Annotated in this window: 22 protein-coding genes; 6 read left to right on the top strand and 16 right to left on the bottom strand. The window is 52.8% G+C overall.

Annotated features, from left to right (window positions below):
• Nucleotides 1-61: 61 nt before the first annotated feature.
• The 3 genes from pspG to FND52_RS12155 all read right to left on the bottom strand — a co-directional run bounded on the left by pspG (nt 62) and on the right by FND52_RS12155 (nt 2,826).
• Nucleotides 62-304 (bottom strand): envelope stress response protein PspG, encoded by a 243-nt coding sequence (gene pspG / locus FND52_RS12165; protein ID WP_144131063.1) that lies wholly within the window; start codon nt 302-304, stop codon nt 62-64.
• A 137-nt stretch (nt 305-441) separates the two neighbouring features.
• A complete protein-coding gene (dusA, locus tag FND52_RS12160) occupies nt 442-1,440 on the bottom strand; it encodes a tRNA dihydrouridine(20/20a) synthase DusA (RefSeq protein WP_125294745.1) in 999 nt (332 codons plus the stop codon).
• Nucleotides 1,441-1,533: 93 nt separating this feature from the next.
• The gene (locus tag FND52_RS12155; RefSeq protein WP_144131292.1) at nt 1,534-2,826 is read right to left on the bottom strand and encodes a conjugal transfer protein TraF; all 1,293 of its coding nucleotides are present in this window, start codon (nt 2,824-2,826) and stop codon (nt 1,534-1,536) included.
• A 275-nt stretch (nt 2,827-3,101) separates the two neighbouring features.
• Between FND52_RS12155 and zur the strand changes: the two genes are divergently transcribed.
• Entirely contained in the window at nt 3,102-3,617 is a 516-nt protein-coding gene (gene zur / locus FND52_RS12150; protein ID WP_125294747.1) for a zinc uptake transcriptional repressor Zur, read from the top strand.
• A gap of 71 nt (nt 3,618-3,688) precedes the next feature.
• Here the strand turns inward: zur and FND52_RS12145 are convergent, their stop codons facing one another.
• The 4 genes from FND52_RS12145 to FND52_RS12130 form a co-directional block, all read right to left on the bottom strand.
• Nucleotides 3,689-3,898, bottom strand: coding sequence for a CsbD family protein (locus FND52_RS12145; protein ID WP_002438376.1), 210 nt, complete (start codon nt 3,896-3,898; stop codon nt 3,689-3,691).
• Nucleotides 3,899-4,121: 223 nt separating this feature from the next.
• Complete coding sequence (gene dinF / locus FND52_RS12140; protein ID WP_144131061.1) at nt 4,122-5,456, bottom strand: MATE family efflux transporter DinF; 1,335 nt, start codon at nt 5,454-5,456, stop codon at nt 4,122-4,124.
• 86 nt (nt 5,457-5,542) lie between these two features.
• Nucleotides 5,543-6,151, bottom strand: a complete 609-nt coding sequence (gene lexA, locus FND52_RS12135) for a transcriptional repressor LexA (protein WP_125294750.1) — start codon at nt 6,149-6,151, stop codon at nt 5,543-5,545.
• 108 nt (nt 6,152-6,259) lie between these two features.
• The gene (locus tag FND52_RS12130; protein WP_125294751.1) at nt 6,260-6,628 is read right to left on the bottom strand and encodes a diacylglycerol kinase; all 369 of its coding nucleotides are present in this window, start codon (nt 6,626-6,628) and stop codon (nt 6,260-6,262) included.
• 132 nt (nt 6,629-6,760) lie between these two features.
• Between FND52_RS12130 and plsB the strand changes: the two genes are divergently transcribed.
• Nucleotides 6,761-9,190 (top strand): glycerol-3-phosphate 1-O-acyltransferase PlsB, encoded by a 2,430-nt coding sequence (gene plsB / locus FND52_RS12125; protein ID WP_144131059.1) that lies wholly within the window; start codon nt 6,761-6,763, stop codon nt 9,188-9,190.
• Nucleotides 9,191-9,223: 33 nt separating this feature from the next.
• Here the strand turns inward: plsB and ubiA are convergent, their stop codons facing one another.
• The 5 genes from ubiA to malK all read right to left on the bottom strand — a co-directional run bounded on the left by ubiA (nt 9,224) and on the right by malK (nt 14,389).
• Nucleotides 9,224-10,096 carry a 4-hydroxybenzoate octaprenyltransferase gene (gene ubiA / locus FND52_RS12120; RefSeq protein ID WP_125294753.1) on the bottom strand — a complete coding sequence of 291 codons (873 nt, stop codon included), beginning with the start codon at nt 10,094-10,096 and terminating at the stop codon, nt 9,224-9,226.
• Nucleotides 10,096-10,605 (bottom strand): chorismate lyase, encoded by a 510-nt coding sequence (gene ubiC, locus FND52_RS12115; RefSeq protein ID WP_125294755.1) that lies wholly within the window; start codon nt 10,603-10,605, stop codon nt 10,096-10,098. The genes ubiA and ubiC overlap by 1 nt, the downstream gene beginning before the upstream one ends.
• Before the next feature lie 176 nt (nt 10,606-10,781).
• Nucleotides 10,782-11,753 carry a maltose operon protein MalM gene (malM, locus tag FND52_RS12110; protein WP_144131057.1) on the bottom strand — a complete coding sequence of 324 codons (972 nt, stop codon included), beginning with the start codon at nt 11,751-11,753 and terminating at the stop codon, nt 10,782-10,784.
• Nucleotides 11,754-11,872: 119 nt separating this feature from the next.
• Complete coding sequence (locus FND52_RS12105; RefSeq protein ID WP_144131291.1) at nt 11,873-13,183, bottom strand: maltoporin; 1,311 nt, start codon at nt 13,181-13,183, stop codon at nt 11,873-11,875.
• A 96-nt stretch (nt 13,184-13,279) separates the two neighbouring features.
• Complete coding sequence (gene malK, locus FND52_RS12100) at nt 13,280-14,389, bottom strand: maltose/maltodextrin ABC transporter ATP-binding protein MalK (RefSeq protein ID WP_125294758.1); 1,110 nt, start codon at nt 14,387-14,389, stop codon at nt 13,280-13,282.
• Between the two features lie 369 nt (nt 14,390-14,758).
• Between malK and malE the strand changes: the two genes are divergently transcribed.
• The 3 genes from malE to malG all read left to right on the top strand — a co-directional run bounded on the left by malE (nt 14,759) and on the right by malG (nt 18,467).
• Entirely contained in the window at nt 14,759-15,949 is a 1,191-nt protein-coding gene (malE, locus tag FND52_RS12095; RefSeq protein WP_144131055.1) for a maltose/maltodextrin ABC transporter substrate-binding protein MalE, read from the top strand.
• A 71-nt stretch (nt 15,950-16,020) separates the two neighbouring features.
• Nucleotides 16,021-17,565 carry a maltose ABC transporter permease MalF gene (gene malF / locus FND52_RS12090; RefSeq protein ID WP_144131053.1) on the top strand — a complete coding sequence of 515 codons (1,545 nt, stop codon included), beginning with the start codon at nt 16,021-16,023 and terminating at the stop codon, nt 17,563-17,565.
• Between the two features lie 11 nt (nt 17,566-17,576).
• Nucleotides 17,577-18,467: a maltose ABC transporter permease MalG gene (gene malG / locus FND52_RS12085; protein ID WP_125294761.1), complete on the top strand. Its 891-nt coding sequence runs from the start codon at nt 17,577-17,579 to the stop codon at nt 18,465-18,467.
• A gap of 93 nt (nt 18,468-18,560) precedes the next feature.
• Here malG and psiE read toward each other — a convergent pair whose 3' ends face one another.
• Complete coding sequence (gene psiE / locus FND52_RS12080) at nt 18,561-18,980, bottom strand: phosphate-starvation-inducible protein PsiE (protein WP_125294762.1); 420 nt, start codon at nt 18,978-18,980, stop codon at nt 18,561-18,563.
• Nucleotides 18,981-19,429: 449 nt separating this feature from the next.
• Here psiE and FND52_RS12075 point away from each other — a divergent pair, with 449 nt between their 5' ends.
• Entirely contained in the window at nt 19,430-20,449 is a 1,020-nt protein-coding gene (locus FND52_RS12075) for a substrate-binding domain-containing protein (RefSeq protein ID WP_167509353.1), read from the top strand.
• Here FND52_RS12075 and FND52_RS12070 read toward each other — a convergent pair.
• Genes FND52_RS12070 through FND52_RS12060 form a run of 3 tightly spaced genes read right to left on the bottom strand, consistent with a single transcriptional unit; the run spans nt 20,446 to nt 23,714 of the window.
• Nucleotides 20,446-21,390 (bottom strand): isoaspartyl peptidase/L-asparaginase, encoded by a 945-nt coding sequence (locus FND52_RS12070; RefSeq protein WP_125294764.1) that lies wholly within the window; start codon nt 21,388-21,390, stop codon nt 20,446-20,448. The genes FND52_RS12075 and FND52_RS12070 overlap by 4 nt on opposite strands.
• A complete protein-coding gene (locus tag FND52_RS12065) occupies nt 21,375-22,127 on the bottom strand; it encodes a glucosamine-6-phosphate deaminase (RefSeq protein ID WP_144131048.1) in 753 nt (250 codons plus the stop codon). The genes FND52_RS12070 and FND52_RS12065 overlap by 16 nt, the downstream gene beginning before the upstream one ends.
• Before the next feature lie 3 nt (nt 22,128-22,130).
• Nucleotides 22,131-23,714, bottom strand: a complete 1,584-nt coding sequence (locus FND52_RS12060; protein WP_144131046.1) for a PTS transporter subunit EIIC — start codon at nt 23,712-23,714, stop codon at nt 22,131-22,133.
• Nucleotides 23,715-23,735 lie beyond the last annotated feature (21 nt).

Genomic DNA, 23,735 nt, shown 5'->3' with positions numbered 1-23,735 from the left:
CTACGCAGCATCCCGAATAAATCCTCACGGGATCATCAGGTTGTGACCCATGCCGCAAACCTTAGTAACGCCAACGGTTGTTGCGCTGATAAAGCGGAAGCTTCGGCTGTTTTATCGTCCGTACCACCCATACAATGGCGACCGCCAGTAATAACCAGGGTAACACTTTAAAAATGATGGCGAATAAACCGCCAACAAACATTAATGCCGTCGCCACTGCCAGCGCCGCCAGGATACCGAGCAGCGATACCCCGGTTACCAGCAGCATCACAAAAAACCCCAGCACGAACAGAATTTCCAGCATGGCTTTCTCTCCCAATCAGATATATTCCTGAGAGAGCTATTACAAGAAACATGCCAGAATTAACTTATTGATTTTAAAAAGCTACGCCCCGTCGCGATGGACGGGGCGTAGCGAATTTGACCATTTTTTAGCGAAACTTACAGCGGGTTGGCGACTTTCTGCAACGCGCGCTCCAGCACCTCGATATCCGCCCCGGCCTTGTGGGCGTTTTCACTTAAATAGCGACGCCACTGGCGCGCGCCAGGCACCCCCTGGAACAGCCCAAGCATATGACGGGTGATATGGCCCAGATACGCGCCCTGGCTCAATTCGCGTTCGATATAAGGATACATGGCGCGCACCACCGCAACCGGATCGGCTAACGCGCTATCCACGCCAAAAATTTCCTTATCCACCGCCGCCAGCATCCCCGGATTTTGATACGCCTCGCGCCCAACCATCACGCCATCCATATGTTCCAGATGCGCTTTCGCCTGTTCAAGCGAAGTAATACCGCCGTTGATCGACATCGTCAGATGCGGGAAGTCACGCTTCAGTTGATACACGCGCGGATAATCGAGCGGCGGGATTTCGCGGTTTTCCTTCGGGCTCAGGCCAGAGAGCCAGGCCTTACGGGCATGGATGATAAACATCTCACACTCGCCCTTGCCGGATACGGTGTTGATAAAATCACACAGGAATTCGTAGCTATCCTGGTCGTCTATGCCGATGCGGGTTTTAACGGTGACGGGAATAGACACCACATCGCGCATCGCCTTAATGCAGTCCGCCACCAGTTGCGCATTACCCATCAGGCACGCACCGAACATGCCGTTCTGTACGCGGTCAGACGGGCAACCAACGTTAAGGTTGATCTCATCGTAGCCGCGCGCTTCCGCCAGTTTTGCACACTGCGCAAGGGCCGCCGGATCGCTGCCGCCGAGCTGCAGCGCCACCGGATGCTCTTCCTCGCTGAATGCCAGATAGTCGCCTTTACCGTGGATAATCGCCCCGGTGGTCACCATTTCGGTATACAGCAGCGTATGGCGCGACAGCAGACGTAAGAAATAACGGCAGTGCCTGTCGGTCCAGTCGAGCATCGGCGCGATGGAAAAGCGGTGAGCGGCAAAAGCGGTGGGTTGAGATTCTGGCAGCATAGTCAAACGATGGCGTATCAGGTTAAAAAAGGGGCGACACTATACCACACTCTGTGAAAATGGGCGGAACGTCGCCACTCCGCCCTGTGATTTTTAGAAGGTCACTTTAAGTTGCGCCCCTGCGCCCCAGGTCTCTTTCTCGCCGACAATGCCGGTTAAATCGATATGCACCCGGTTTAGTGGCGAGAAGCCCAGGCCAGCGGTAAAGACGTCATTATCGTTGCCTTTGATATCCGCACGATAACCGGCGCGCACCGCCAGCCAGGAGAGCGGCCGCACTTCCGCGCCCACACCAGCGTACTGGCTGTTTTCCTCGCTTTTGAATCCTTTAGTTTCAGTGAGATCGCCATCAGCGGTTAAGGTTAATCTCTCTGTATTCCAGGCGACGCCTGCCGTGACCAACGGTGCAATCTGATAAGTATCGCGATAACCGTTAACCACTTTTGTATCGATATCACGGGAAACGAGGTTTTGGCCGCTTAAACCGACGGTAAAGTTTTCGCCGAAGTCGGCGGCTAAACCGGCGTCGATGTTAAAACCCGTATCATCAGTACGGTAACGGCTGTTATTCCAGTCGCTGCTTTCATAAGCGTAGATCGGCACGGTGTAGTTATACAGCCAGGTTTTTTGCAGCTTTGGCGTAACGCCAAACGATACCGGCACGTCGCCGATTTCAAACTGTTTGGCAAAGGCGATGCCGTAATCCGAAACAATCGCCGCACGCCCAAATCCGGTGGAATTGAGATTATCGGTAATGCGATCGGTACCGTTAATAATGGCGTCTGTCGCCACCGCTGCGGCCCGTAAATCGCTGCCCTCAATACCACGCAGGTAGGAGATATCGTTAGGATCTATCCAGGAGCTTACCCTGGCATGGGCATAACCCTTAGCCATAAAGGCCACTGACAGCACATCGTTGGGAATACTGACGGCAAAGCCTACTCCAGCACGCGCGGTAGCGACTTTTCCGTCCAGATCTTCAAGTTGGTCCGCCAGTTCGCCAGCAGCATTCTGGAATTGTTGTAGTGACTGATTAATGTTCAGGAGGTCTTCCGGGCCAAAATCATCAATGACATCCTGGTAGTAATTAATGCGATCGCTGATGTCATCTATCTGATCCTGAAGATTATCTTTATCGCTAATTTGCGCACCCACCGTGGGGAAAATAACGGTGATGTCATCTTCAGGTTTTGCCTTTGCCAGTAATGCCGGGTTGATCAACACGCCACTGCCATAATGCGCTGAGGCGACCCCCGTTCCCCCCATCGCGTCTCCGCGAGCTTCCGTCCAGGTATTGGCCGCGCTGGCCTCATTTGCCACCAGCAGCGAAACCGCTGCGGTCACCATCGATAGTTTTATTTTTTTCACAGTAGTCCGTCTCGTCATAGTTTGCATAACAGATGCTGTGTCCCTGCACAGCGGAGAACGATTGCTGCGTATATCTCGATGAGAAACGGGCCTTTGGCCCATGAATAGTGATGCCGCCTTCTGGCAGCTCGTGTTAATTATTTGTAAGCCCTAATACTTATAGATGAGATTTATGCTTAGCGAGTTAATATTATTAAAATGAATTTAAGGCGTGCTCTGTAGCCGCCAGCAAGCAGTCGGCGTTTTGAGCGGTTCATGGTAAAATAGTGGTTTTACGAGCCCTGGGGATGCTGATGGACACGACGACGTCACAACATATGCTTGCCCTGGCGGAAGACCTCTGCCAGCAACGAAACGTACGCCTGACTCCGCAGCGCCTGGAAGTGTTGCGTTTAATGACCTTACAAAAAGGCGCAATCAGCGCTTATGATTTGTTGGATTTGCTGCGCGAAACCGAGCCGCAGGCTAAACCGCCAACGGTATACCGGGCGCTGGATTTCTTACTGGAGCAGGGTTTTGTCCATAAGGTTGAATCCACCAACAGCTATGTACTGTGTCATTTATTCGATCAGCCGACACATACTTCTGCGATGTTCATTTGTGACCGCTGCGGCGTGGTGAAAGAGCAGAGCGCACAGGGCGTGGAAACGATTATGGATGCGCTAGCCGCAGAAATGGGCTTTACGCTACGTCATAACGTGATTGAAGCGCACGGATTGTGCTCAAGCTGCAAAGAAGTAGAAGCGTGCCGTCATCCGGAGCATTGCGGCCACGATCATTCTGTTCAGGTGAAAAAGCGCGGGAAGTAAAGCGATAAACGGTACATCCTTGTACCTGGGCAGGGTAGCCATGAGGGTGGCTGAGTAGAGAGATGAAAGGATTACCAGCGGTAATCGTTACGGGTTTCCCAGTCTTTCACTTCGTTCTCTGCCTGATCTTTCTCGTATCCATAGCGTTCCTGGATTTTCCCTACGAGCTGATCGCGTTTACCTTCGATAACGGTCATATCGTCGTCAGTGAGTTTACCCCACTGCTCTTTCATTTTACCTTTGAACTGTTTCCAGTTACCGCCGACTTCGTCTTTATTCATGATGTAGTCCTCATCGTTCGGTTATAAACGCTAAATGTTTATCGTCCGTGTTTAACAGTTATTATCTGCTGGACGTGATAATTAGTTTAGTCGACCATTCCGACTCGTTTGATACATTCAGAATCTTTAACCAGGCGAGAGACGCAAACGGCGGCAGTACTGATATAAATATTTTATATATCAGGGCGATAACGGTTAATTAAATCACGGTCAGCAGATGTAACTAACCATGACCCGGCTGGTTGAACCAGCTGTTACGCCTCCAGTGACGCCGCCAGATCAGCCATAGCGACACGCCACGCAGCGCCAGAAATACCGCCAGCGCCAGCCACAGCCCGTGATTCCCCAGCCAGGGTAAAGTCATTAACGTTACGCCAAAACCCAGCGCCGCCACGGCCATGCTGTTACGCATTTCTGCGCCACGGGTGGCACCAATAAACATACCGTCTAACAGATAGCACCACACGCCGACCAGCGGCAGCACCACCTGCCAGGCCAGATAGCGATCGGCCTGCTGTTGCAGAACCGGCAGCGAGGTGAGCAGCGCAACAATGTGCTCGCCCCACAGCGCATAAATCGCGGCGAACATCAGCGCAACCAGGCCCGCCTGCCGACAGGCTGCATGCCAGACCTTGATAAGCTGGCTGCTGCTGCCTGCGCCGTAAGCCTGCCCGGAATGGGCTTCCACCGCATAGGCAAAACCGTCCAGCGCATAGGCCGTAAAGGTCAGTAGCGTCATCAATACGGCATTCACCGCCACGACATCGCTGCCCATCCGCGCGCCTAAAATCGTCACGCTGGCGAAGCAGATTTGCAGTAGCAGCGAGCGCAGCATAATGTCGCGATTTAACGCCAGTAAACGCCAGATGTCCCCCCGCCAGGCGGAGAGCAGCATCGTCGGGTCAACGCCCCGCAGCTTCATCACATGCCAGGCCATCATCAGCCCAACAATTAAGGTAATGTACTCTGCCACCAGCGTAGCCAGCGCTGCGCCCTGCACGTTCATATCCAGGCCAACGACCAGCCACAAATCGAGCACAATATTCAGCACGTTGCCGACGACCAGCAGGATCACCGGGGCTCGCGCGTATTGCACGCCCAGCAGCCAGCCTAACAGCACCAGATTTGCCAGGGTCGCAGGCGCGCTTAGCCAGCGGATTTCAAGAAAACGCCGCGCCTGATGCAATACCTCTTCGCTACCGCCCACAATATGCAGCGCCAGTTCGATAAGCGGCGTGCGCAACAGCATAATGGCAGCCCCTGCCAGCAACGCCAGCAGCAGCGGCTGCACCAGCGCGCGGGCCATCGCCTGGGGATTTTTTGCGCCAAATGCCTGGGCGGTTAGCCCGGTAGTGCTCATGCGTAAAAACAGCAGCAGCATAAACAGGAAGCTGGTTGCGGTCGCGCCAATGGCGACTCCGGCTAAATAAACGGGGCTATCGAGATGGCCGATAACGGCGGTATCCACCAGGCCAAGCAGCGGCACGGTGATATTGGAAAAGATCATTGGCAGCGCCAGGCGCCACAATGCTTTATCAGCAGACGTGAAAAATGGCATGACGCAATCCGTAGCGGTAACGCGAATCTGTAAAAAGCAAAAAGCCGTAACGCGGCGCGCTACGGCTTCAAATCAGGCAAAAGGACTTACAGCCACTCGCCGTTGCGGATGACGCCTACGGCAAGCCCTTCGATAGAAAAAGCCTGCTGGCGCAGGTCAACAACGATCGGGGAGAATTCGCTGTTTTCTGGCAGCAACTGCACCGTATTGCCCTGTTTGTTCAGGCGCTTAACGGTAACTTCGTCGTCAATGCGCGCCACCACCACCTGGCCGTTACGTACATCCTGGGTTTTATGCACAGCCAGTAAATCACCGTCCATAATCCCGATATCTTTCATGGACATCCCGCTAACGCGCAGCAGGAAATCCGCGCTGGGCTTAAACAGACCCGGATCGACCTGATAATGCCCTTCGATATGCTGTTGAGCCAACAGCGGCTCGCCCGCAGCGACACGCCCAACCAGAGGTAAGCCTTCTTCCTCTTCTACCAGCAAACGCAGACCGCGCGATGCGCCGGAGACGATTTCAATCACCCCTTTACGTGCCAGGGCTTTTAAGTGTTCTTCTGCAGCGTTAGGAGAACGAAAGCCCAGACGCTGTGCAATCTCCGCACGAGTGGGAGGCATGCCGGTTTGGCTGATGTGATCGCGAATAAGATCAAACACCTCTTGCTGTCTGGCCGTTAAACTTTTCATTCCGCCCCCTGGGTGCATATACAGTAATGCTGTGAGTATATACAGCTAACGGTGTTTTTGAAACCACAAAATGAGCAAATATCCGCATGTTAGCCGCATCTGGAAGAGTTATCGCAAATTTGACCAGAGCAATGTGCCCCAGGTGATCATCGCCAGTAAAATAGCGAACAGTACCGCCGCCGAGCCCATGTCTTTGGCGCGCCCGGAAAGCTCATGAAATTCCGGGCCAATGCGATCGACCACCGCTTCGATGGCGCTGTTGAGGATCTCGACGATCATCACCAGGATAACGGAGCCAATCAGCAGCACCCGGGTAATGGGATCAACGTCCAGCCAGCAGGCGATGGCGATGGCGGCAATCGCCGCGACGCCTTCCTGACGAAACGCGGCTTCGTTCTTCCAGGCGGCGCGGATGCCTTTCCAGGAGTAACCTGCTGCTTTTATTATTCGTATCAACCCAGTGGTGTTATTCGCCATGAAAAGAAACCTTTTTAAAAAACGCGCATCAATAGCATTGAGCAACGAAACGTAAGCACCACAGATATTCCCGGTAGTTTCTGATATTCTTGCGGTGCAATTGCATTATTAACCAGAGGCTTTACATCGTTTATGTCCGGCTGGCCACGAATTTACTACAAATTACTTAATTTACCATTACGCGTACTGGTAAAAAGCAAATCCATTCCGGCGGATCCGTGCGCCGAACTGGGGCTCGATACCTCGCGCCCGATTATGTACGTTCTCCCGTACAACTCGAAAGCGGACTTGCTGACGCTGCGTCAACAGTGCCTGGCGCATGATTTGCCCGACCCGCTGGAGCCGATTGAAATCGACGGCACGCTGTTGCCGCGCCATGTGTTTATTCACGGCGGGCCGCGGGTATTCACCTATTACACCCCAAAAGAAGAGTCGATTAAGCTGTTCCACGACTATCTCGATCTGCATCGCAGCAATCCACTGCTTGATGTCCAGATGGTGCCGGTATCGGTGATGTTCGGGCGCGCCCCGGGCCGCGAAAAAGGCGAAGTAAACCCGCCGCTGCGCATGCTCAACGGCGTGCAGAAATTTTTTGCCGTGTCCTGGTTAGGGCGCGACAGCTTTGTGCGCTTTTCGCCGTCGGTGTCGCTGCGCCGTATGGCGGATGAGCACGGCACCGATAAAACCATCGCCCAGAAGCTGGCGCGGGTGGCGCGGATGCATTTCGCCCGTCAGCGTCTGGCTGCCGTCGGGCCGCGTTTGCCGGCGCGTCAGGATCTGTTTAATAAGCTGCTGGCCTCCAAAGCCATCGCCCGCGCGGTAGAAGACGAAGCGCGCAGCAAAAAAATCTCCCATGAAAAGGCCCAGCAGAATGCCGTGGCGTTGATGGAAGAGATTGCGGCGAACTTCTCCTACGAAACTATTCGTCTGATGGACCGCATTCTGGGCTTTACCTGGAACCGCCTCTATCAGGGCATTAACGTGCACAACGCCGAGCGGGTGCGCCAGCTGGCGCATGATGGCCACGAGCTGGTGTACGTTCCCTGCCACCGCAGCCATATGGACTATATGCTGCTCTCCTACGTGCTGTATCACCAGGGGCTGGTGCCGCCGCATATTGCTGCGGGCATTAACCTGAACTTCTGGCCAGCAGGCCCGATGTTCCGTCGCCTGGGCGCGTTCTTTATCCGCCGCACGTTCAAGGGCAACAAGCTCTACTCCACGGTGTTCCGCGAGTATCTGGGCGAACTGTTCAGCCGCGGCTATTCAGTGGAGTATTTTGTTGAAGGGGGCCGTTCCCGTACTGGCCGCCTGCTGGACCCAAAAACCGGCACCCTGTCGATGACCATCCAGGCCATGCTGCGCGGCGGTACGCGCCCGATTACGCTGATTCCGATCTACATCGGCTATGAACACGTAATGGAAGTCGGCACGTACGCTAAAGAGCTGCGCGGCGCGACCAAAGAGAAAGAGAACTTCGCGAAAATGGTTAGGGGGCTGAGCAAGCTGCGCAACCTGGGCCAGGGTTACGTGAACTTCGGCGAGCCGATACCGCTGACGACCTACCTCAACCAGCACGTCCCGGAATGGCGCGACTCCATCGACCCGATCGAAGCGATTCGCCCTGCCTGGCTAACGCCGACGGTGAACGCCATCGCCGCCGATCTGATGGTGCGCATCAACAACGCGGGCGCGGCAAACGCCATGAACCTGTGCTGTACCGCGCTGCTGGCATCGCGTCAGCGTTCACTCACCCGCGAACAGTTGACCGAACAGCTCGGCTGCTACCTGAGCCTGCTGCGCAACGTGCCCTACTCGCCGGATGCAACTACCCCTGCCCAGTCCGCTAACGAGCTGATTGAGCACGCGCTGCAAATGAATAAGTTTGAAGTCGAGAAAGACACCATCGGCGACATCATTATTCTGCCGCGCGAACAGGCGGTATTGATGACCTACTACCGCAACAACATTCACCATATGCTGGTGTTGCCGTCGCTGCTGGCGGCGATGATCGCTCAGCATCGTCACATCACCCGTGAAGAGTTGCTGCGCCAGGTCGACGTGCTGTATCCGATGCTCAAGGCAGAGCTGTTCCTGCGCTGGGAAAAAAGCGAACTCGGCGCAGTAATTGATGCGCTGGTGAATGAGCTGTTGCAGCAGCAGTTGATCGTTGAGAACGGCGATAAATTGCAGCTTAACCCGGCCCGTTCACGCACGCTGCAACTGCTGGCGGCAGGGGTGCGCGAAACATTGCAACGCTACGCAATCACCTTCTGGTTGCTGAGCGCTAATCCGTCCATCAACCGCGGTACGCTGGAGAAAGAGAGCCGCACCGTGGCGCAGCGTCTGTCGGTGCTGCACGGGATTAACGCACCGGAATTCTTCGATAAAGCGGTGTTCAGTACCCTGGTGTCCACCTTGCGTGATGAAGGCTTTATCAGTGATACCGGTGATGCCGAACCGGCCCGCACCATGAAGGTCTACGAACTTCTGGCGGACCTGATTACCTCGGATATTCGGTTGACCATCGAAAGCGCGGCGGCTCAGACGAGCGACGCGTAAAGACAAAACAGGCGGGATTTCCCGCCTGTTTTTTTAGATAGGCTGATAACTGAAAACCAGCCCGATAAACAACACTAAACCCACGTAGTTGTTGTTCATAAACGCCTGGAAACAGGCCGCCCGCTCGCGATGGGCAATCAGCTTTTGTTGATAAGCAAACAGCCCGCCGGCAATCAGGATCGCCGCGTAAAATACCACACCCAGCCCGTTCAGCCAGCCTACCAGCGCCATCAGGCCCATCACCACCACCTGCAAAATGCCGATAATCAGCTTGTCGTGGCGGCCAAACAGGATCGCCGTAGATTTAATGCCGATTTTTACATCATCGTCGCGATCGACCATGGCGTACTGGGTATCGTAAGCCACGGCCCAGCAGATATTGGCGATAAACAGCAGCCAGCAGCTAAGCGGCACGCTTTCGCTCACGGCGGCGAACGCCATGGGGATCGACCAGCCGAACGCCGCGCCGAGCACCACCTGCGGCAGATGGGTATAGCGCTTCATAAACGGATAGACCCATGCCAGCGCCAGCGCTGCCACCGACAGCAAAATGGTCATGGTGTTAAGCGTCAATACCAGCAGGAACGACAGCAGCACCAGCCCGACAAACAGATTGCGCGCCTCTTTTTCCGTTACCGCGCCGCTGGGCAACGGACGGTTGGCGGTACGCTTCACATGGCCGTCGAATTTGCGATCGGCATAATCATTCACCACGCAGCCCGCTGCGCGCATCAGCCAGACGCCGGCGACAAACACCGCCAGGATCCACAGCGGCGGCAGGCCGGGTGTAGCAACCCACAGCGCCCACAGAGTCGGCCATAACAGTAACAGTGCGCCGATGGGTTTATCTGTACGCATCAGCCGGTGATAAGCCAGCAGCTTATTTTGCCTAAGGCTCCACTCCATTATCTTTCCTCCTGGTACAACGGCGACGCAGCCAGAAATAATTCAGTCAATAATAGCGGCTTACCGGATAACCGCAGGCGAGAACGACGTCCCCACAAATTTTCGCTGCGCCCCACCTCAATATAGTCGCGCGTGAGCGTCGACTGGGTAAAAAGATAGCGGCCAAGCGGGGTTTCGCCCAGGTGCTGCAACGCCAGTTCCGGCCCGCACAGCGTCGACTCCGGCACCACGGTGCGGCCAATCAGCCAGGGTTCGCCATCGCCGCACAGCACGATTTCACGCAGCCAGTAGCGTGATTCCTGCGGCAGGCAGGCACGTTCGTCATCGGGCAATTCCGGCCCGATAAAGCCTTCATTGATGATATCGACATGCACTTTACGGCAAAATTGCTCGAAGCGTTTGGTCATCGAGTCTTCAAGCAGCAGCCAGTCGCGCAATTCGCTATCCAGCTCGGGAAGGGTGTCGAAAAAGGTCAGCGCACGCAGTGACGTGAGCGCAGGATGGGACATGTCTTGCTCTCCGGAACCAAGTCTTCCGGCATTGTAGCGCAGAAAGGCGCGAAGTTGGCGGAGGAAACGTCACCAATAACGATTTAGCGCAACAAATGTGCAACAAACGCGGCGGCAAATAAAAAAAGGTGCGCCGAAGCGCACCAACCTTACAAGCATCAACAATGCGGAGTGGATCACCCCTTGCCTTTTACACTGCTGATAAACGTTGAACGGGCGGAGGTTGAACCCAGACGCTCGGCTTCATTCAGCAGTTTCAGGGCTTTGTCGATATCCCCGCTGTTAACGGCCTGCTTAATGGCCTGATTGAAATAGTTTTCGGTGTCGTTTAATACCGGTTCGCTTTTCGCGGCAGGCGCAGGTGCCGGAGCGGCATGGGCCATGGCGGGTGCGGTGACCGGTGCCGGGGCTGGCGCGGCATAGGCGGTTGCCGGTGCGGCGGTATTACCGACGGTAACCGGGCCTGGACCAGAAGAGCCGAACAGCGGCCCCACCAGGATGCTGGAGCCGGAAGAGGTTTTCACCTTCAGTTTTAGCGTGCCGTCAGTGGTATGACGGGCAATCGGGTCAGGAATATCCGGAATCGCGTTGCCGGTGCCTTTGGCATAAGACTTGGCCGGGTCGAGTAATTTTGTGGTTTGTTGCAGGTCTTTATCCGTGGTGAACACCAGTAAATAGAGTTTTTGCTGCCCCAGCGCCGGGGTCAGTTTAATCACGCCTTCAAGACGATCGGCGGACAGCACGCCCGGCTCCTGATAGGTAAAGTAACTGCTGGGGAAAAAGGCCGCAGGTGTTAAATTTTGATCCAGGACCAGCACGTTCGGCGCAAAGACCGACGTTTGCTTATCGACTTCACTGGTCAGGGTGATAGTCAGTTCGCCGATATTCGCCGGTACGCTGTACGCAGCAACCGGTCCGGCAATGCCCGGCGCGTTCAGCGATTGGCCGCTGGTTGCCAGGGTGGTGGTTTGGGTTTTGGACTGGTCGACGGGCGTCCATTGCAGTTGCTGCAATGACTGAGCCGGAATAGCGGGCGCAGCAGAAACGTCCTGTGGAACCAGATTCACCGCTGCGAGGGTGGTGGCCGGTAGGCTTGCCAGTAAACCCGCAGAGAGACACAACGCGATTAAACTTTTATTCATTTTCATTGTTATAACCTCAAACGTGCGGGTAAGCGGGAGCCAGGCAATAGCGCGCTCACCCAGGACAGGCATGGTCAGACAGAGGGGCTTACGCCCCTCTTTGCTTTATGAATTAACTTGCTGTATTACCACCAGATTTCCATCTGAGCGCCGAAGGTCCACTCATCGTTATCACCACGGCTGAAGGTGCGCGCGGAGGTATCCTGATAAGCGTAACCTGCGGTGTAGCCAGCGCCGGAATCGTTGTTAGCGTAGCCGAAGGACTCATCCCATTTGGCATAGGTCGCGAACACGCGGATTGCCGGACGGGACCAGATGCTGTCGCCAGCCTGCCACTGTTGCGCCAGGGTCACTTTAACCTGGTCGTTGGTGGAGTCGGTGCGCTGGGACTTGACGTTGTCATAGCCCACTTCAAGCAGGGTGCTCATGATCGGCGTCCATTTGAACATCGGACGCACGCCCACGGTCCACCAGCGGGTACCGTTGTTGTTGTCCAGATCGATGTCCTGATACATACCGACGTACATCAGGTCCCAACGGTCGCCCAGGGAGATAGCACCGTGGTCGATAAAGCGCAGCAGGTGGCCGTCATTATTGAGGCTGGCGCCCTGCGGGATGCCTTTACCGTTAGAGGTCATGGAATCCAGGCCGTACTGAACGACGAACTTGTTAAAGCCTTTCAGCATGCTCTGGGTATGCTCAGCGGTGAACAACCAACCGTCTTTCGATGCGCCAGGCTGCAGGTAGTAGTCATCAGGAATGTTGGTGTGACCGTAGTCGACGCCCAGTTCCAGGGTACCGCCCGGGTTGATTTCGATGCCGGCTAAACGCACATCGAACACATCGTTCGGCACGACGTTGTCATAAATACGGTTGCCGTCGGAATCGAAATCAGAGAATGCGGAGGAGCCGCCGGATTCTGAAGAACGGGTGGCAGCCAGAGAGAGCTTACCAAAGCCGAGATCGATGTTTTCCAGACCTGCGCCCGGGCCGGAGATATCCCAGTAGTAGAAGTCGATCATGTGGACGTCATGACGCTGGTAGAAGCGTTTACCGGCCCAAATAGTGGCACCCGGCAGCGCGTCGATCAGGTTTTTACCCTGAACGTTGGCTTCACGGAAAGCCGGGCTGGTGGATTCCCAGTCATTACGCTGTGATACGGAGTACGCCACGTTAGTGTCGAAGTAGAAGCTCTTATCGCCCTCTTTCCACACTTCCTGACCCAGTTTGAGTTCTGCGTAGGTTTCGCATTCGTTACCCAGACGATATTTACTTTGAGCGCCGGTAGCCTGGAAACACTCCTGCTCGCCGCCGCTGCCTGTCCAGCCGATACCGGAACGGGCGTAGCCTTTAAAATCGACGGCACCCGCCTGGGCAGACAGGATGCCTGCCATGACGGCAACCGCCAGTGGAACTTTGCGCAGAGTAATCATTATTCTATCTCCTGAGATCATTGCTTTTCTTTGTACACATCGCCTTTCAGGTTGCTGCAACGCAGCGCGAAGGGTTTTGTGTCGTTTTTTATGGAATGCTTAAACGCCGGGCTCGTGGTGCAGACGACGACAGGCCGTACCATCCTCTCGGAACAAATGGCAACGCTCTGGCGGCAAGCCGATGGCGAATGTGGCACCCTCTTCTACCAACACCACGTCAGACTGGCGGTAGACCAGGTTCTGACGAATGGCCGGAATTTGGATATGAATTTGCGTTTCGTGACCGAGCTGCTCAATGACCTGCACCTCACCTTCCAGGGTGACGTCGGCGATTTCACTCGGCAGCAGATGCTCCGGACGAATGCCCAGCGACATATTGGTCCCTACCTGCACGCCCGCGCTGTCCACCGGCAGCCAGATTTGCTGGCGGTTCGGCAGCTCTACCTGCACCTGATCGATGGCGGTGGCAGTGACTTTCACCGGTAAGAAATTCATCTTCGGCGAGCCGATAAATCCGGCCACGAAGCGATCGGCGGGGTAGTGATACAACTCGAGCGGTTTACCCACCTGGGCGACGCGCCCGGCGTCCAGCACCACGATTTTGTCGGCGAGGGTCATGGCCTCAACCTGGTCGTGGGTGACGTAAATCATGGTGCGCTTCAGGCGCTTATGCAGACGGGAGATTTCGATACGCATCTGCACGCGCAGTGCGGCATCCAGGTTAGAGAGCGGTTCATCCAGCAGAAACACGCGCGGTTCCGCCACCAGGGTACGGCCAATCGCCACGCGCTGGCGCTGCCCGCCGGACAACGCCTTCGGACGGCGATCCAACAGATGCGCCAGTTGCAGTGTTTCAGCGACCTGATTCACCCGCTGGTTGATCACCTCTTTCTTCGCCCCGGCCAGCTTCAGGCCGAAAGACATGTTCTCAGCCACCGACAGATGCGGATAAAGCGCATAGGACTGAAACACCATGCCCACGCCGCGTTCGGCGGGCGGCACGTCGTTAACGCGTTTATCGCCAATCAATAAATCACCGCTGGTAACCGTTTCCAGCCCGGCAATCATTCGCAGCAATGTCGATTTACCGCAGCCTGAGGGGCCGACGAACACCACAAACTCACCTTCGGTGATATCAAGGTTGATATCCTTTGAGACCACCACATCACCCCAGGCTTTCGTTACATTACGCAGCTGAACGCTTGCCATCCCCTTCTCCCTCAACAACTTGTCGCAATACCGCAGAACGTCTGTATTGACCGACTATCCGTCATTAGCTGCGTGGGTAAATCCTCCACCCCCGCGCTTTTTAATGGGGGAGGAGACGGGAGGATGAGAGGAGCAGGTCTGCCACCGCAGGCACGGCTCGCCTGAGAAAATCGTGATCGTGGCGTCAAAAAAGCGGGCTTTTTTGTGTGCGCCAGCCCACATAACCCGCGCTTATGTAACGCAGATCACACAAGTGAGCCCAGGGGCGTAGCGTAAAGGAGGATGAGAAGCGCTTGTCAGATGCGCAGACTAAGCAGGGTAAAGCCACTACGTGTATCCACGTGCACATCACCAAAAAGGATGGGACATATGAAACTCAACACTGGCGCACGCATCCTCGCGTTGTCTGCACTGACAACGATGATGTTCTCCGCCTCTGCTCTCGCCAAGATAGAAGAAGGCAAACTGGTAATCTGGATCAACGGTGATAAAGGCTATAACGGCCTTGCCGAAGTGGGTAAGAAGTTCGAAAAAGACACCGGCATTAAAGTGACCGTTGAGCATCCGGATAAGCTGGAAGAGAAATATCCGCAGGTTGCGGCCACCGGTGACGGCCCGGATATCATTTTCTGGGCGCATGACCGTTTCGGGGGTTACGCGCAGTCTGGCCTACTGGCTGAAATCACGCCGGACAAAGCCTTCCAGGACAAACTGGTGCCATTCGCCTGGGACGCGGTGCGTTATGACGGCAAGCTGATTGCTTACCCGGTAGCGGTTGAATCGCTTTCTCTTATCTACAACAAAGATTTAGTCCCTAACCCGCCGAAAACCTGGGAAGAGATCCCGGCGCTGGATAAAGAACTCAAGGCCAAAGGTAAGAGCGCCCTGATGTTCAACCTGCAAGAGCCGTACTTCACCTGGCCGTTGATCGCAGCAGACGGCGGATACGCGTTTAAATTCGCCAACGGCAAATACGATGTGAAAGATGTCGGCGTGGACAGCGCGGGCGCGAAAGCGGGCCTGACCTTCCTGGTCGATATGATCAAAAACAAACAGATGAACGCCGATACTGATTACTCCATCGCCGAAGCCGCCTTTAACAAAGGCGAAACTGCCATGACCATTAACGGTCCGTGGGCGTGGACCAACATCGATAAGAGCAAAATCAACTACGGCGTCGCACAGCTGCCGACCTTCAAAGGCAAGCCGTCGAAACCGTTCGTTGGGGTACTGAGCGCGGGCATTAACGCCGCCAGCCCGAACAAAGAACTGGCGAAAGAGTTCCTGGAAAACTACCTGCTGACCGACGAAGGTCTGGCGGAAGTGAACAAGGATAAACCGCTGGGTGCCGTGGCGCTGAAATCCTACCAGGATCAGTTGGCGAAGGATCCGCGCATCGCCGCGACTATGGCCAACGCCGAGACCGGTGAAATCATGCCGAACATCCCGCAAATGTCCGCCTTCTGGTATGCCGTTCGCACCGCGGTGATCAACGCCGTGAGCGGTCGTCAGACCGTGGACGAAGCGATGAAAGATGCGCAGGGCCGTATCACCAAGTAATAAGCAATCGCGGGCAGCGTTGGGCTGCCCGCGTTGAGTTGCCGATCTAATACGCTGTGAAAGGAAACCCCATGGATGTAGTTAAAAAGAAACCCTGGTGGCAAAGCGATATGCTGAAGTGGTCAGCCGTCGCCCTGCTCGGCCTGCTGGTGGGTTATCTTGTGGTATTGATGTATGCCCAGGGGGAGTATCTGTTCGCCATTGTGACGCTGATCTTAAGCTCCGTTGGCCTGTACATCTTCGCTAACCGTCGCGCTTACGCATGGCGCTACGTCTACCCTGGCCTCGCCGGCATGGGGCTGTTCGTTCTGTTCCCGCTGATCTGCACCATCGCCATCGCGTTTACCAACTACAGCAGCACCAACCAGCTGACCTTTGAACGCGCGCAGCAGGTGCTGATGGACCGCCAGTATCAGGCGGGTAAAACGTTCGGCTTCGGCCTTTATCCGGATAACGAAAAATGGCGGCTCGCGCTTACCGATGGCGAAAGCGGCAAAAACTACGTCTCCGACGCCTTTACCTTTGGCGACGAGCAAACCCTGAAGCTGAAGGAAGCCGACGCGCTGCCGACCGGTGAACGCGCCACGCTGCGCATCATTACCCAGAATCGCCAGGCGCTGACCCGGATCACCGCCGAACTGCCGGATGAAAGCCAGCTGGTGATGAGCTCATTACGCCAGTTCTCGGGCACCCGCCCGCTGTACACCCTGGCGAATGACGGCAAGTTGACCAACAACCAGAGCGGCGCGGTCTATGCGCCGAATCCCGATGTCGGTTTCTATCAGGCGGTTAACGCCGACGGCAGCTGGGGCAGCGAAAAACTCAGCCCTGGCTACACGGTGACCACCGGCTGGGACAACTTTATGCGCGTCTTCACTGACGAAGGTATTCAGAAACCGTTCTTCGCCATCTTCGTCTGGACGGTGGTGTTCTCGGTGCTGACGGTGGTGCTGACCGTGGCGGTCGGCATGGTGTTGGCCTGCGTGGTGCAGTGGGAAGCATTAAAGGGCAAAGCGATTTACCGGGTACTGCTGATTCTACCGTATGCGGTGCCGTCGTTTATCTCGATCCTGATTTTCAAAGGGTTGTTTAACCAGAGCTTTGGTGAAATCAACATGATGCTCAGCGCGGTGTTCGGCATCCGCCCTGCGTGGTTTACTGACCCCACTACCGCCCGCGCCATGATTATTATCGTCAATACCTGGCTGGGTTACCCGTACATGATGATCCTGTGCATGGGGCTACTGAAGGCGATTCCCGACGATCTCTATGAAGCGTCGGCGATGGACGGCGCTACGCCATTCCAGAACTTCTTTAAAATCACGTTCCCGCTGCTGATCAAGCCGCTCACGCCGCTGATGATTGCCAGCTTCGCATTCAACTTTAATAACTTCGTGCTGATCCTGCTGTTGACCAACGGCGGTCCGGACCGTCTCGGCACGACGACCCCGGCAGGCTATACCGACCTGCTGGTGAGCTATACCTACCGCATCGCCTTTGAAGGCGGCGGCGGTCAGGATTTCGGCCTCGCCGCCGCTATCGCCACGCTGATCTTCCTGCTGGTAGGCGCGCTCGCGATTGTTAACCTCAAAGCCACGCGCATCAAGTTTGATTAAGGAGACGACACATGGCTATGGTGCAACCGAAATCTCAAAAGCTGCGTTTGTTTATCACGCACCTGTTATTGCTGATGTTTATCGCAGCGATTATGTTCCCGCTGCTGATGGTCGTGGCGATCTCGCTGCGTTCCGGCAACTTCGCCACCGGCAGCCTGATCCCGGAGCAAATCTCCTGGGAGCACTGGAAGCTGGCGCTGGGCTTTAACGTGGTGCATGCCAACGGCAGCGTCACCCCGCCGCCGTTCCCGGTACTGCTGTGGCTGTGGAACTCGGTGAAAATCGCGGGCATTACCGCGGTTGGCATAGTGGCGCTTTCCACCACTTGCGCCTACGCTTTTGCGCGTATGCGTTTTCCCGGCAAGGCTACCTTGCTGAAAGGCATGCTGATTTTCCAGATGTTCCCGGCGGTGCTGTCGCTGGTGGCGCTGTATGCGTTGTTCGATCGCCTCGGGCAGTACATTCCGTTTATCGGTCTGAACACCCACGGCGGGGTGATCTTCGCCTACCTCGGCGGCATTGCGCTGCACGTCTGGACCATTAAAGGCTATTTCGAAACCATCGACGGCTCGCTGGAAGAAGCCGCCGCGCTGGATGGCGCAACGCCGTGGCAGGCGTTCCGCTTAGTACTGTTGCCGCTGTCGGTGCCGATTCTGGCGGTGGTGTTTATTCTGTCGTTTATCGCCGCGATTACTGAAGTGCCGGTCGCGTCGTTGCTGTTGCGTGATGTGAACAGCTACACCCTGGCCGTGGGCATGCAGCAATACCTCAACCCGCAAAACTACCTGTGGGGCGACTTTGCTGCGGCTGCGGTACTTTCCGCTATCCCGATCACCCTGGTGTTCCTGCTGGCCCAGCGCTGGCTGGTCAGCGGGCTGACGGCGGGCGGCGTGAAAGGCTAAGTTTCATCGTTATATGCCACTGTTATTATCCTCAATTGCCGTTGTGACTTTCCTTATCTGTGACTCCCTTCGGCGGCCTTCGGGCCGCCATTTTTATTCGCGCTTCAGCCGTTTCGAGTTGCACAGCCACAGCGTGATCACCAGCAGCAGGATCGCCCCGGAATAGATCAGCACGTCCATCGGCGCTTTATGATCGACGATGATCAACCGCACGATAGCCGTGATGCCGATGTAAATGAAATAGCGCAGCGGGAAGTGGTAGCCGGACTGGAAGTACTTGACGATCAGGGCGATGAATTCGAAGTAGAGGAAATAAACCACCAGCCCTTCCACCAGCTCGTATTTGCTGGCCTGAATGGGTGAGAAGAGCACATCGGCCAGATGCAGGGTCTCTTTACCGAGAAAGATAACCAGGATCAGGCCAAGGCTGAGCAAGCCAAGGTTCAGCACCGTTTGCAGGATGGAAGAAACCCATTCCCCGCGCGCACGTGACGAAGCGGATAGCGTGGACATAACAGCGTCCTCATCTCAGGAGTGAGGAATCGTTATACGTCAGAAATGTGATCCAGATCTAGTTTTATTTGCTTATGTTTTAATCAAAAACCAGCGCATTTCAGTATCACTGATGTACCGGGAACCTTTACAACACGCCAGGCTGATAATAGCTGATACTTGCCATATATATTAAAGCTATGAATAGCGCTTGTTTTAAGAATCAATGACGTTAATCGGCTCATGTTTTCTGAGGCAATCTCATGGCATATCAACCAGTCGTAAAACATGGTTATGTCTTAAAAGGGATTTTTGCGTATTAAAAGTTTCGCAGACTCAGCAAAAATTTACATTCGCGAAGGACTTTAGCCTGTTTAGGGCTTGATAAGGTTCTAATTAGGATTAGAATTGTTACCCGCAACCATCTTTAAAGCAGAAACAACAATTTCTAATTCAAAATTGAATCAATGATGACAAAAAAAAAGCCCACTATTTCAGATGTTGCTAAACTCGCTGATGTTTCTCCTGCAGCTGTATCAATGGCCCTTTCTGGTAAAGGGAGGATATCAACATGGACAGCACAGCGTATCAATGATGCTATCGACCAACTAGGCTATGTAAGAAATAATAATGCTGCAGCGTTAAGAAGCGGCAAAACAGGACTTATCGCCGTGATGATGCATGGTTTGGAGCGGCGGTTTAACCTTGAAGTCTTGCAAGGGCTAAATGCTAAAATTGATTGCGATAATAAGGTTGCTTTCATTCTTATTTATGAAACCGCGCTTGATCTGGATAACAGGCTAAATATTGCGTTAAATTATAATGTTGATGGTATTATTATCGTCAGTCCAACTCAAATTAGTAAAAGCATAGAGTTAAGATTGCAAAATCAAACTATTCCTTTTGCTACCATTGCCTTCACTAACCAGTTAAGCGATCACAATCATTTCTGTGTCGATGCGGCAAGCGTCAGTGCGCTAGCGACGCAATATCTTATTGATAACGGTCATATTCACATTGCTTTTGTAGGCGGCAACATGAAGTCATATGATCGTGCTGAAAAACTAGCGGGATATTTTTCAACCTTACGGAAAAATAACATTAAAGACGACAAATCATTAATCCTTCCTGAAGGAGACAACCTTCAAAACACTGCAGAAGGCGTTGAAAAGCTTATTTCCTCACATCCCTGGCTCACTGCGATTCTTTGCTATGATGAGTTAGCGACGAAAGGAACCGTAACGGGAATAAATAACCGGGGAAGAACAGTCGGTAAAGATAATTATATAGAAAGAGATATTTCATTAGTTGCTTTAGAAAAAATTGACGAAGCTGAGTATGGTGCTCCGTCAATCACATGTGTTGATTACTCCGCCTTTCAGATGGGCTGGAACGCGGCGCATATATTAATTCAAAAAATTGATAACCATCAAGAAGTAATTACCCTGTCTCATCCGGGACCCACACTTATACTCAGAAATTCAGCTTAATTCCCTGACCCCTGATTTAACCTCAACAGGTAATTGCTTAGCCATTCCTCGGAAGCTAATTCAACTGAAACAGTATTATTTCGACAGTGAGCAAGCCAAACTTGTACAGGCTTCCATGGTTGCCCAATAACAAAAGAAAATTCTTCTTTATTGGTAGCGGCTCCCCATTCACCTTTATTATTTATAGCAATCAGGGAGATACTTCCGCACTCTCCTTTCCGGGACATGAGTTTAGCAGTATGTTCAGCCACCACTTTTTCACAGGCATACTGAGGAGAATATTCCTGCATTAAACGTACCGCTTCCCACGAAAGACACCCTTTCATGATGTCTTCGCCAACGCCTGTTGCCGCTGCCGCCCCAATAGCGCTATCGGCGAAACATCCCGAACCGATGACAGGCGAATCGCCAATACGCCCGGAATTTTTAAGAAATAAACCTGATGTTGACACACCCGCGCACACTTTTCCCGCCGGTGAGCAGCCAAGAACACATACTGTGTCATGGCCGTCGTAGGCTTCTAATTGTTCACTGGCTGGCAAGTCCTGTAGGGTATTACGCCACTTCAGTTGTGAAAGAGGGTATCGATTATCACGTGCTTCAAACCCATTTTGTACCGCGAACTCAAAGGCGCCATGCCCTGTTAATACATTATTTCGTTGATACCGGCTTAATGTTTTTGCAACAAGAATGGGATTTTTAATATGCTGAACGGCAGCCACCGCACCATAGTTTAATGTATCTCCATCCATAAAAGCGGCGTCCAGTTCAACCTCGCCTTTACTGTTTGGCAATCCACCATATCCTACTGAGTGAAAGAGAGGATTATCTTCAACATTGATGACTACATGCGTAACGGCGTCTTCGAGACTATCAATATCCATGGCTTTTATTATGCCATCCTGGGCCATGCGCCAGGTGGCGATCAACGTGTTATGCATGCGAGAGTTTCCTTACTCAGTAAAGATGCAGCATCATGATCAATAACAAACGTAAATGAAGGATGATTTCGTAAACAGGAGGCCGGGCAGTCTTCATTTATTGGATCTTCCAGAACTCGCTTCACCGCCTGCGCCTTACTTTTCCCACTGGCAATTAACAGAGGGATTTTAGCGTCCATAATTTCTTTAAACCCTAACGTAAACATTTCGGTTGGGGCTTGTTCACGTGTAATACCATAGAGATTCATTGTGCTTTCAATAGTAGATTCTTTATGCTGGGCACAAAAGGCCGATGCATTAAAAGGCGTGCCTGGCTCACAAGCCCCTATATGACCATTCACCCCCAAACCTAACAATTGTAAATCTCGCGGGTAAGTGTTCATAATATGCTTATAACGCAGAATTTCATATTGCTTATTGTGGTTGCCTGCATTAAACATATCAAAATACTTAGGAGGATATTTAAGCTGGTCATAAAAATGTTTAAACATGAATGTATGAACAGTATAAACATCATTCTGCCCACCGACATATTCATCAACGTTCAAAAAAACCGCTTCGGAGATATCAATCGTTTTTTCATTTACTGCGTTGGTTAAATGCCTGAACAACCCTGTCGGTGATGCACCGGTTGTCATGGAAATGACAGGATGAGGATTGTTATTAATAACATCAGCGATAATTTCATAGGCCCGCCATGACATGGCATCATAGTCTTTAACTAAATAAACTTTCATAATTTATCCTTGTGCTAATAATTTACGTACGGCGTTGCGAATTGTATCTACGGTTGTGCCATAAACAATCTGCACGTTATTTTGATCGACCGGAACAAAACCTAAAGAACCTGTAGCCTGAATGATTTTCTCATCGATAAGAGAGATATCTTTAATCGTCACTCTTAACCGACTATAGCAACAATCAACTTGCTCAATATTACTGTCCCCTCCTAACCCTTTGATAATTGCGGATGCCTTAAGCTTTAGCGGATCGCCAGCTATTTGGTCCGTTTGCTGTTGAATCCCCAATATATCAATCGTTTGTTCATAATCGCTCCCGCGCCCCGGTGTTTTTAAATTAAAATGGATGATCCAGAATTTAAATAGCCCGTAGCCTACTATCGACATGCCTAAACCAATTACAATGTTGATCCAGAACTTTGATTCAGGACGTAAGAAACCGTATAGTACCAGGCCAATAATATTAGCCTCTGTTCCTCCCAGTTGACTGTGGAACATATAGCAGAGCATCCAACTCAAACCATTTAGCAACGAATAAATCAAATACCAGACCGGGGAGACGAAAAGAAATGTGAACTCAAGAGGTTCGGTTACGCCAGCAATAATAGAGGTAAAAGCCCCGGTTAATAACAGCGGTTTGATCTTAACCCGTTGCTCAGGTTTCGCTGTCTGGTACATTGCCAACGCCATCATGGGTAGCGTGAACATTGTGATCGGAATTTGACCACCCCGCAAAAATTTCACAATGTCCGGCAGCGACATATTCGTTGGCAATATATTGGTTTTCAGATATTCCGCAAATATAGCCCGGGCTCCTTCAATCGTATGGCCGTCAGGGAAAGTAGCTACACCAGAAACCATGGTGTCACGAATGACAGTATTCCATATCTGATGTAACCCGGTTGGCAGCAACAACCTCTCGCCAAAACCATAAATGAATGGAGCAAATATCCCGGCGTGGGAAACACCTAAGGCTGCATGATTAATGACATTCGACATCAATATCCATACATAAGGGAAGCATTGGCCGAATACAACAAAAAACATCACGTTGGCAAGTGGAACAAACCTTACGCCGCCAAAGAATGCCAGCGCAACCGGAAATTTAACCTGATACACTTTATTATGAAGGATACCGGATAATATCCCTGTAATTATGCCACCAACAACCCCCGTATTAACAGTTTCGATACCTAATATGGTGGCTAAGGCATTAGCAGGAAACATGCTTCTGACTTCAGGGCGAGACATTAATAATGCATGCATGCCCATATTTAACGCCAGATAGCCGCATATCGCACCTAACGCTGCATATTCTTTCTCACTTTTAGCCAGGGTAAAAGCAAGCGAAACCGCGAATAAAAACGGCAGGTTGTCCATGATGACAGCCCCTACCGTATTGAGTAAGTTTGCTATGTATTGAAATATAAATGAGTTTAGAAAAGGAAGCATTTCTCTGATTTTTTCATGCCACAGAAAGAGAGATGCGACACCTAATAATAAAGAAGCAAACGACAAAAGTGCTATTGGGGTAATAAAAGCACGCGATAACTTCTGAAAGAAGTTTATCATTTCCTTTTTCATAGGATTTCCAACCTATTTTAT

It is taken from the genome of Atlantibacter subterraneus (genome assembly GCF_007570865.1).
Taxonomy (GTDB): domain Bacteria; phylum Pseudomonadota; class Gammaproteobacteria; order Enterobacterales; family Enterobacteriaceae; genus Atlantibacter; species Atlantibacter subterraneus.
The sequence above is the reverse complement of the archived record's forward strand: the minus strand, read 5'-3'. Positions and strand labels throughout refer to the sequence as shown.

Coding starts and splice junctions, on each gene's coding strand:
- pspG (WP_144131063.1), bottom strand. CDS start 304: ATGCTGGAAATTCTGTTCGTGCTGGGGTTTTTTGTGATGCTGCTGGTA.
- dusA (WP_125294745.1), bottom strand. CDS start 1,440: ATGCTGCCAGAATCTCAACCCACCGCTTTTGCCGCTCACCGCTTTTCC.
- FND52_RS12155 (WP_144131292.1), bottom strand. CDS start 2,826: ATGACGAGACGGACTACTGTGAAAAAAATAAAACTATCGATGGTGACC.
- zur (WP_125294747.1), top strand. CDS start 3,102: ATGGACACGACGACGTCACAACATATGCTTGCCCTGGCGGAAGACCTC.
- FND52_RS12145 (WP_002438376.1), bottom strand. CDS start 3,898: ATGAATAAAGACGAAGTCGGCGGTAACTGGAAACAGTTCAAAGGTAAA.
- dinF (WP_144131061.1), bottom strand. CDS start 5,456: ATGCCATTTTTCACGTCTGCTGATAAAGCATTGTGGCGCCTGGCGCTG.
- lexA (WP_125294750.1), bottom strand. CDS start 6,151: ATGAAAAGTTTAACGGCCAGACAGCAAGAGGTGTTTGATCTTATTCGC.
- FND52_RS12130 (WP_125294751.1), bottom strand. CDS start 6,628: ATGGCGAATAACACCACTGGGTTGATACGAATAATAAAAGCAGCAGGT.
- plsB (WP_144131059.1), top strand. CDS start 6,761: ATGTCCGGCTGGCCACGAATTTACTACAAATTACTTAATTTACCATTA.
- ubiA (WP_125294753.1), bottom strand. CDS start 10,096: ATGGAGTGGAGCCTTAGGCAAAATAAGCTGCTGGCTTATCACCGGCTG.
- ubiC (WP_125294755.1), bottom strand. CDS start 10,605: ATGTCCCATCCTGCGCTCACGTCACTGCGTGCGCTGACCTTTTTCGAC.
- malM (WP_144131057.1), bottom strand. CDS start 11,753: ATGAAAATGAATAAAAGTTTAATCGCGTTGTGTCTCTCTGCGGGTTTA.
- malK (WP_125294758.1), bottom strand. CDS start 14,389: ATGGCAAGCGTTCAGCTGCGTAATGTAACGAAAGCCTGGGGTGATGTG.
- malE (WP_144131055.1), top strand. CDS start 14,759: ATGAAACTCAACACTGGCGCACGCATCCTCGCGTTGTCTGCACTGACA.
- malF (WP_144131053.1), top strand. CDS start 16,021: ATGGATGTAGTTAAAAAGAAACCCTGGTGGCAAAGCGATATGCTGAAG.
- malG (WP_125294761.1), top strand. CDS start 17,577: ATGGCTATGGTGCAACCGAAATCTCAAAAGCTGCGTTTGTTTATCACG.
- psiE (WP_125294762.1), bottom strand. CDS start 18,980: ATGTCCACGCTATCCGCTTCGTCACGTGCGCGCGGGGAATGGGTTTCT.
- FND52_RS12075 (WP_167509353.1), top strand. CDS start 19,430: ATGACAAAAAAAAAGCCCACTATTTCAGATGTTGCTAAACTCGCTGAT.
- FND52_RS12070 (WP_125294764.1), bottom strand. CDS start 21,390: ATGCATAACACGTTGATCGCCACCTGGCGCATGGCCCAGGATGGCATA.
- FND52_RS12065 (WP_144131048.1), bottom strand. CDS start 22,127: ATGAAAGTTTATTTAGTTAAAGACTATGATGCCATGTCATGGCGGGCC.
- FND52_RS12060 (WP_144131046.1), bottom strand. CDS start 23,714: ATGAAAAAGGAAATGATAAACTTCTTTCAGAAGTTATCGCGTGCTTTT.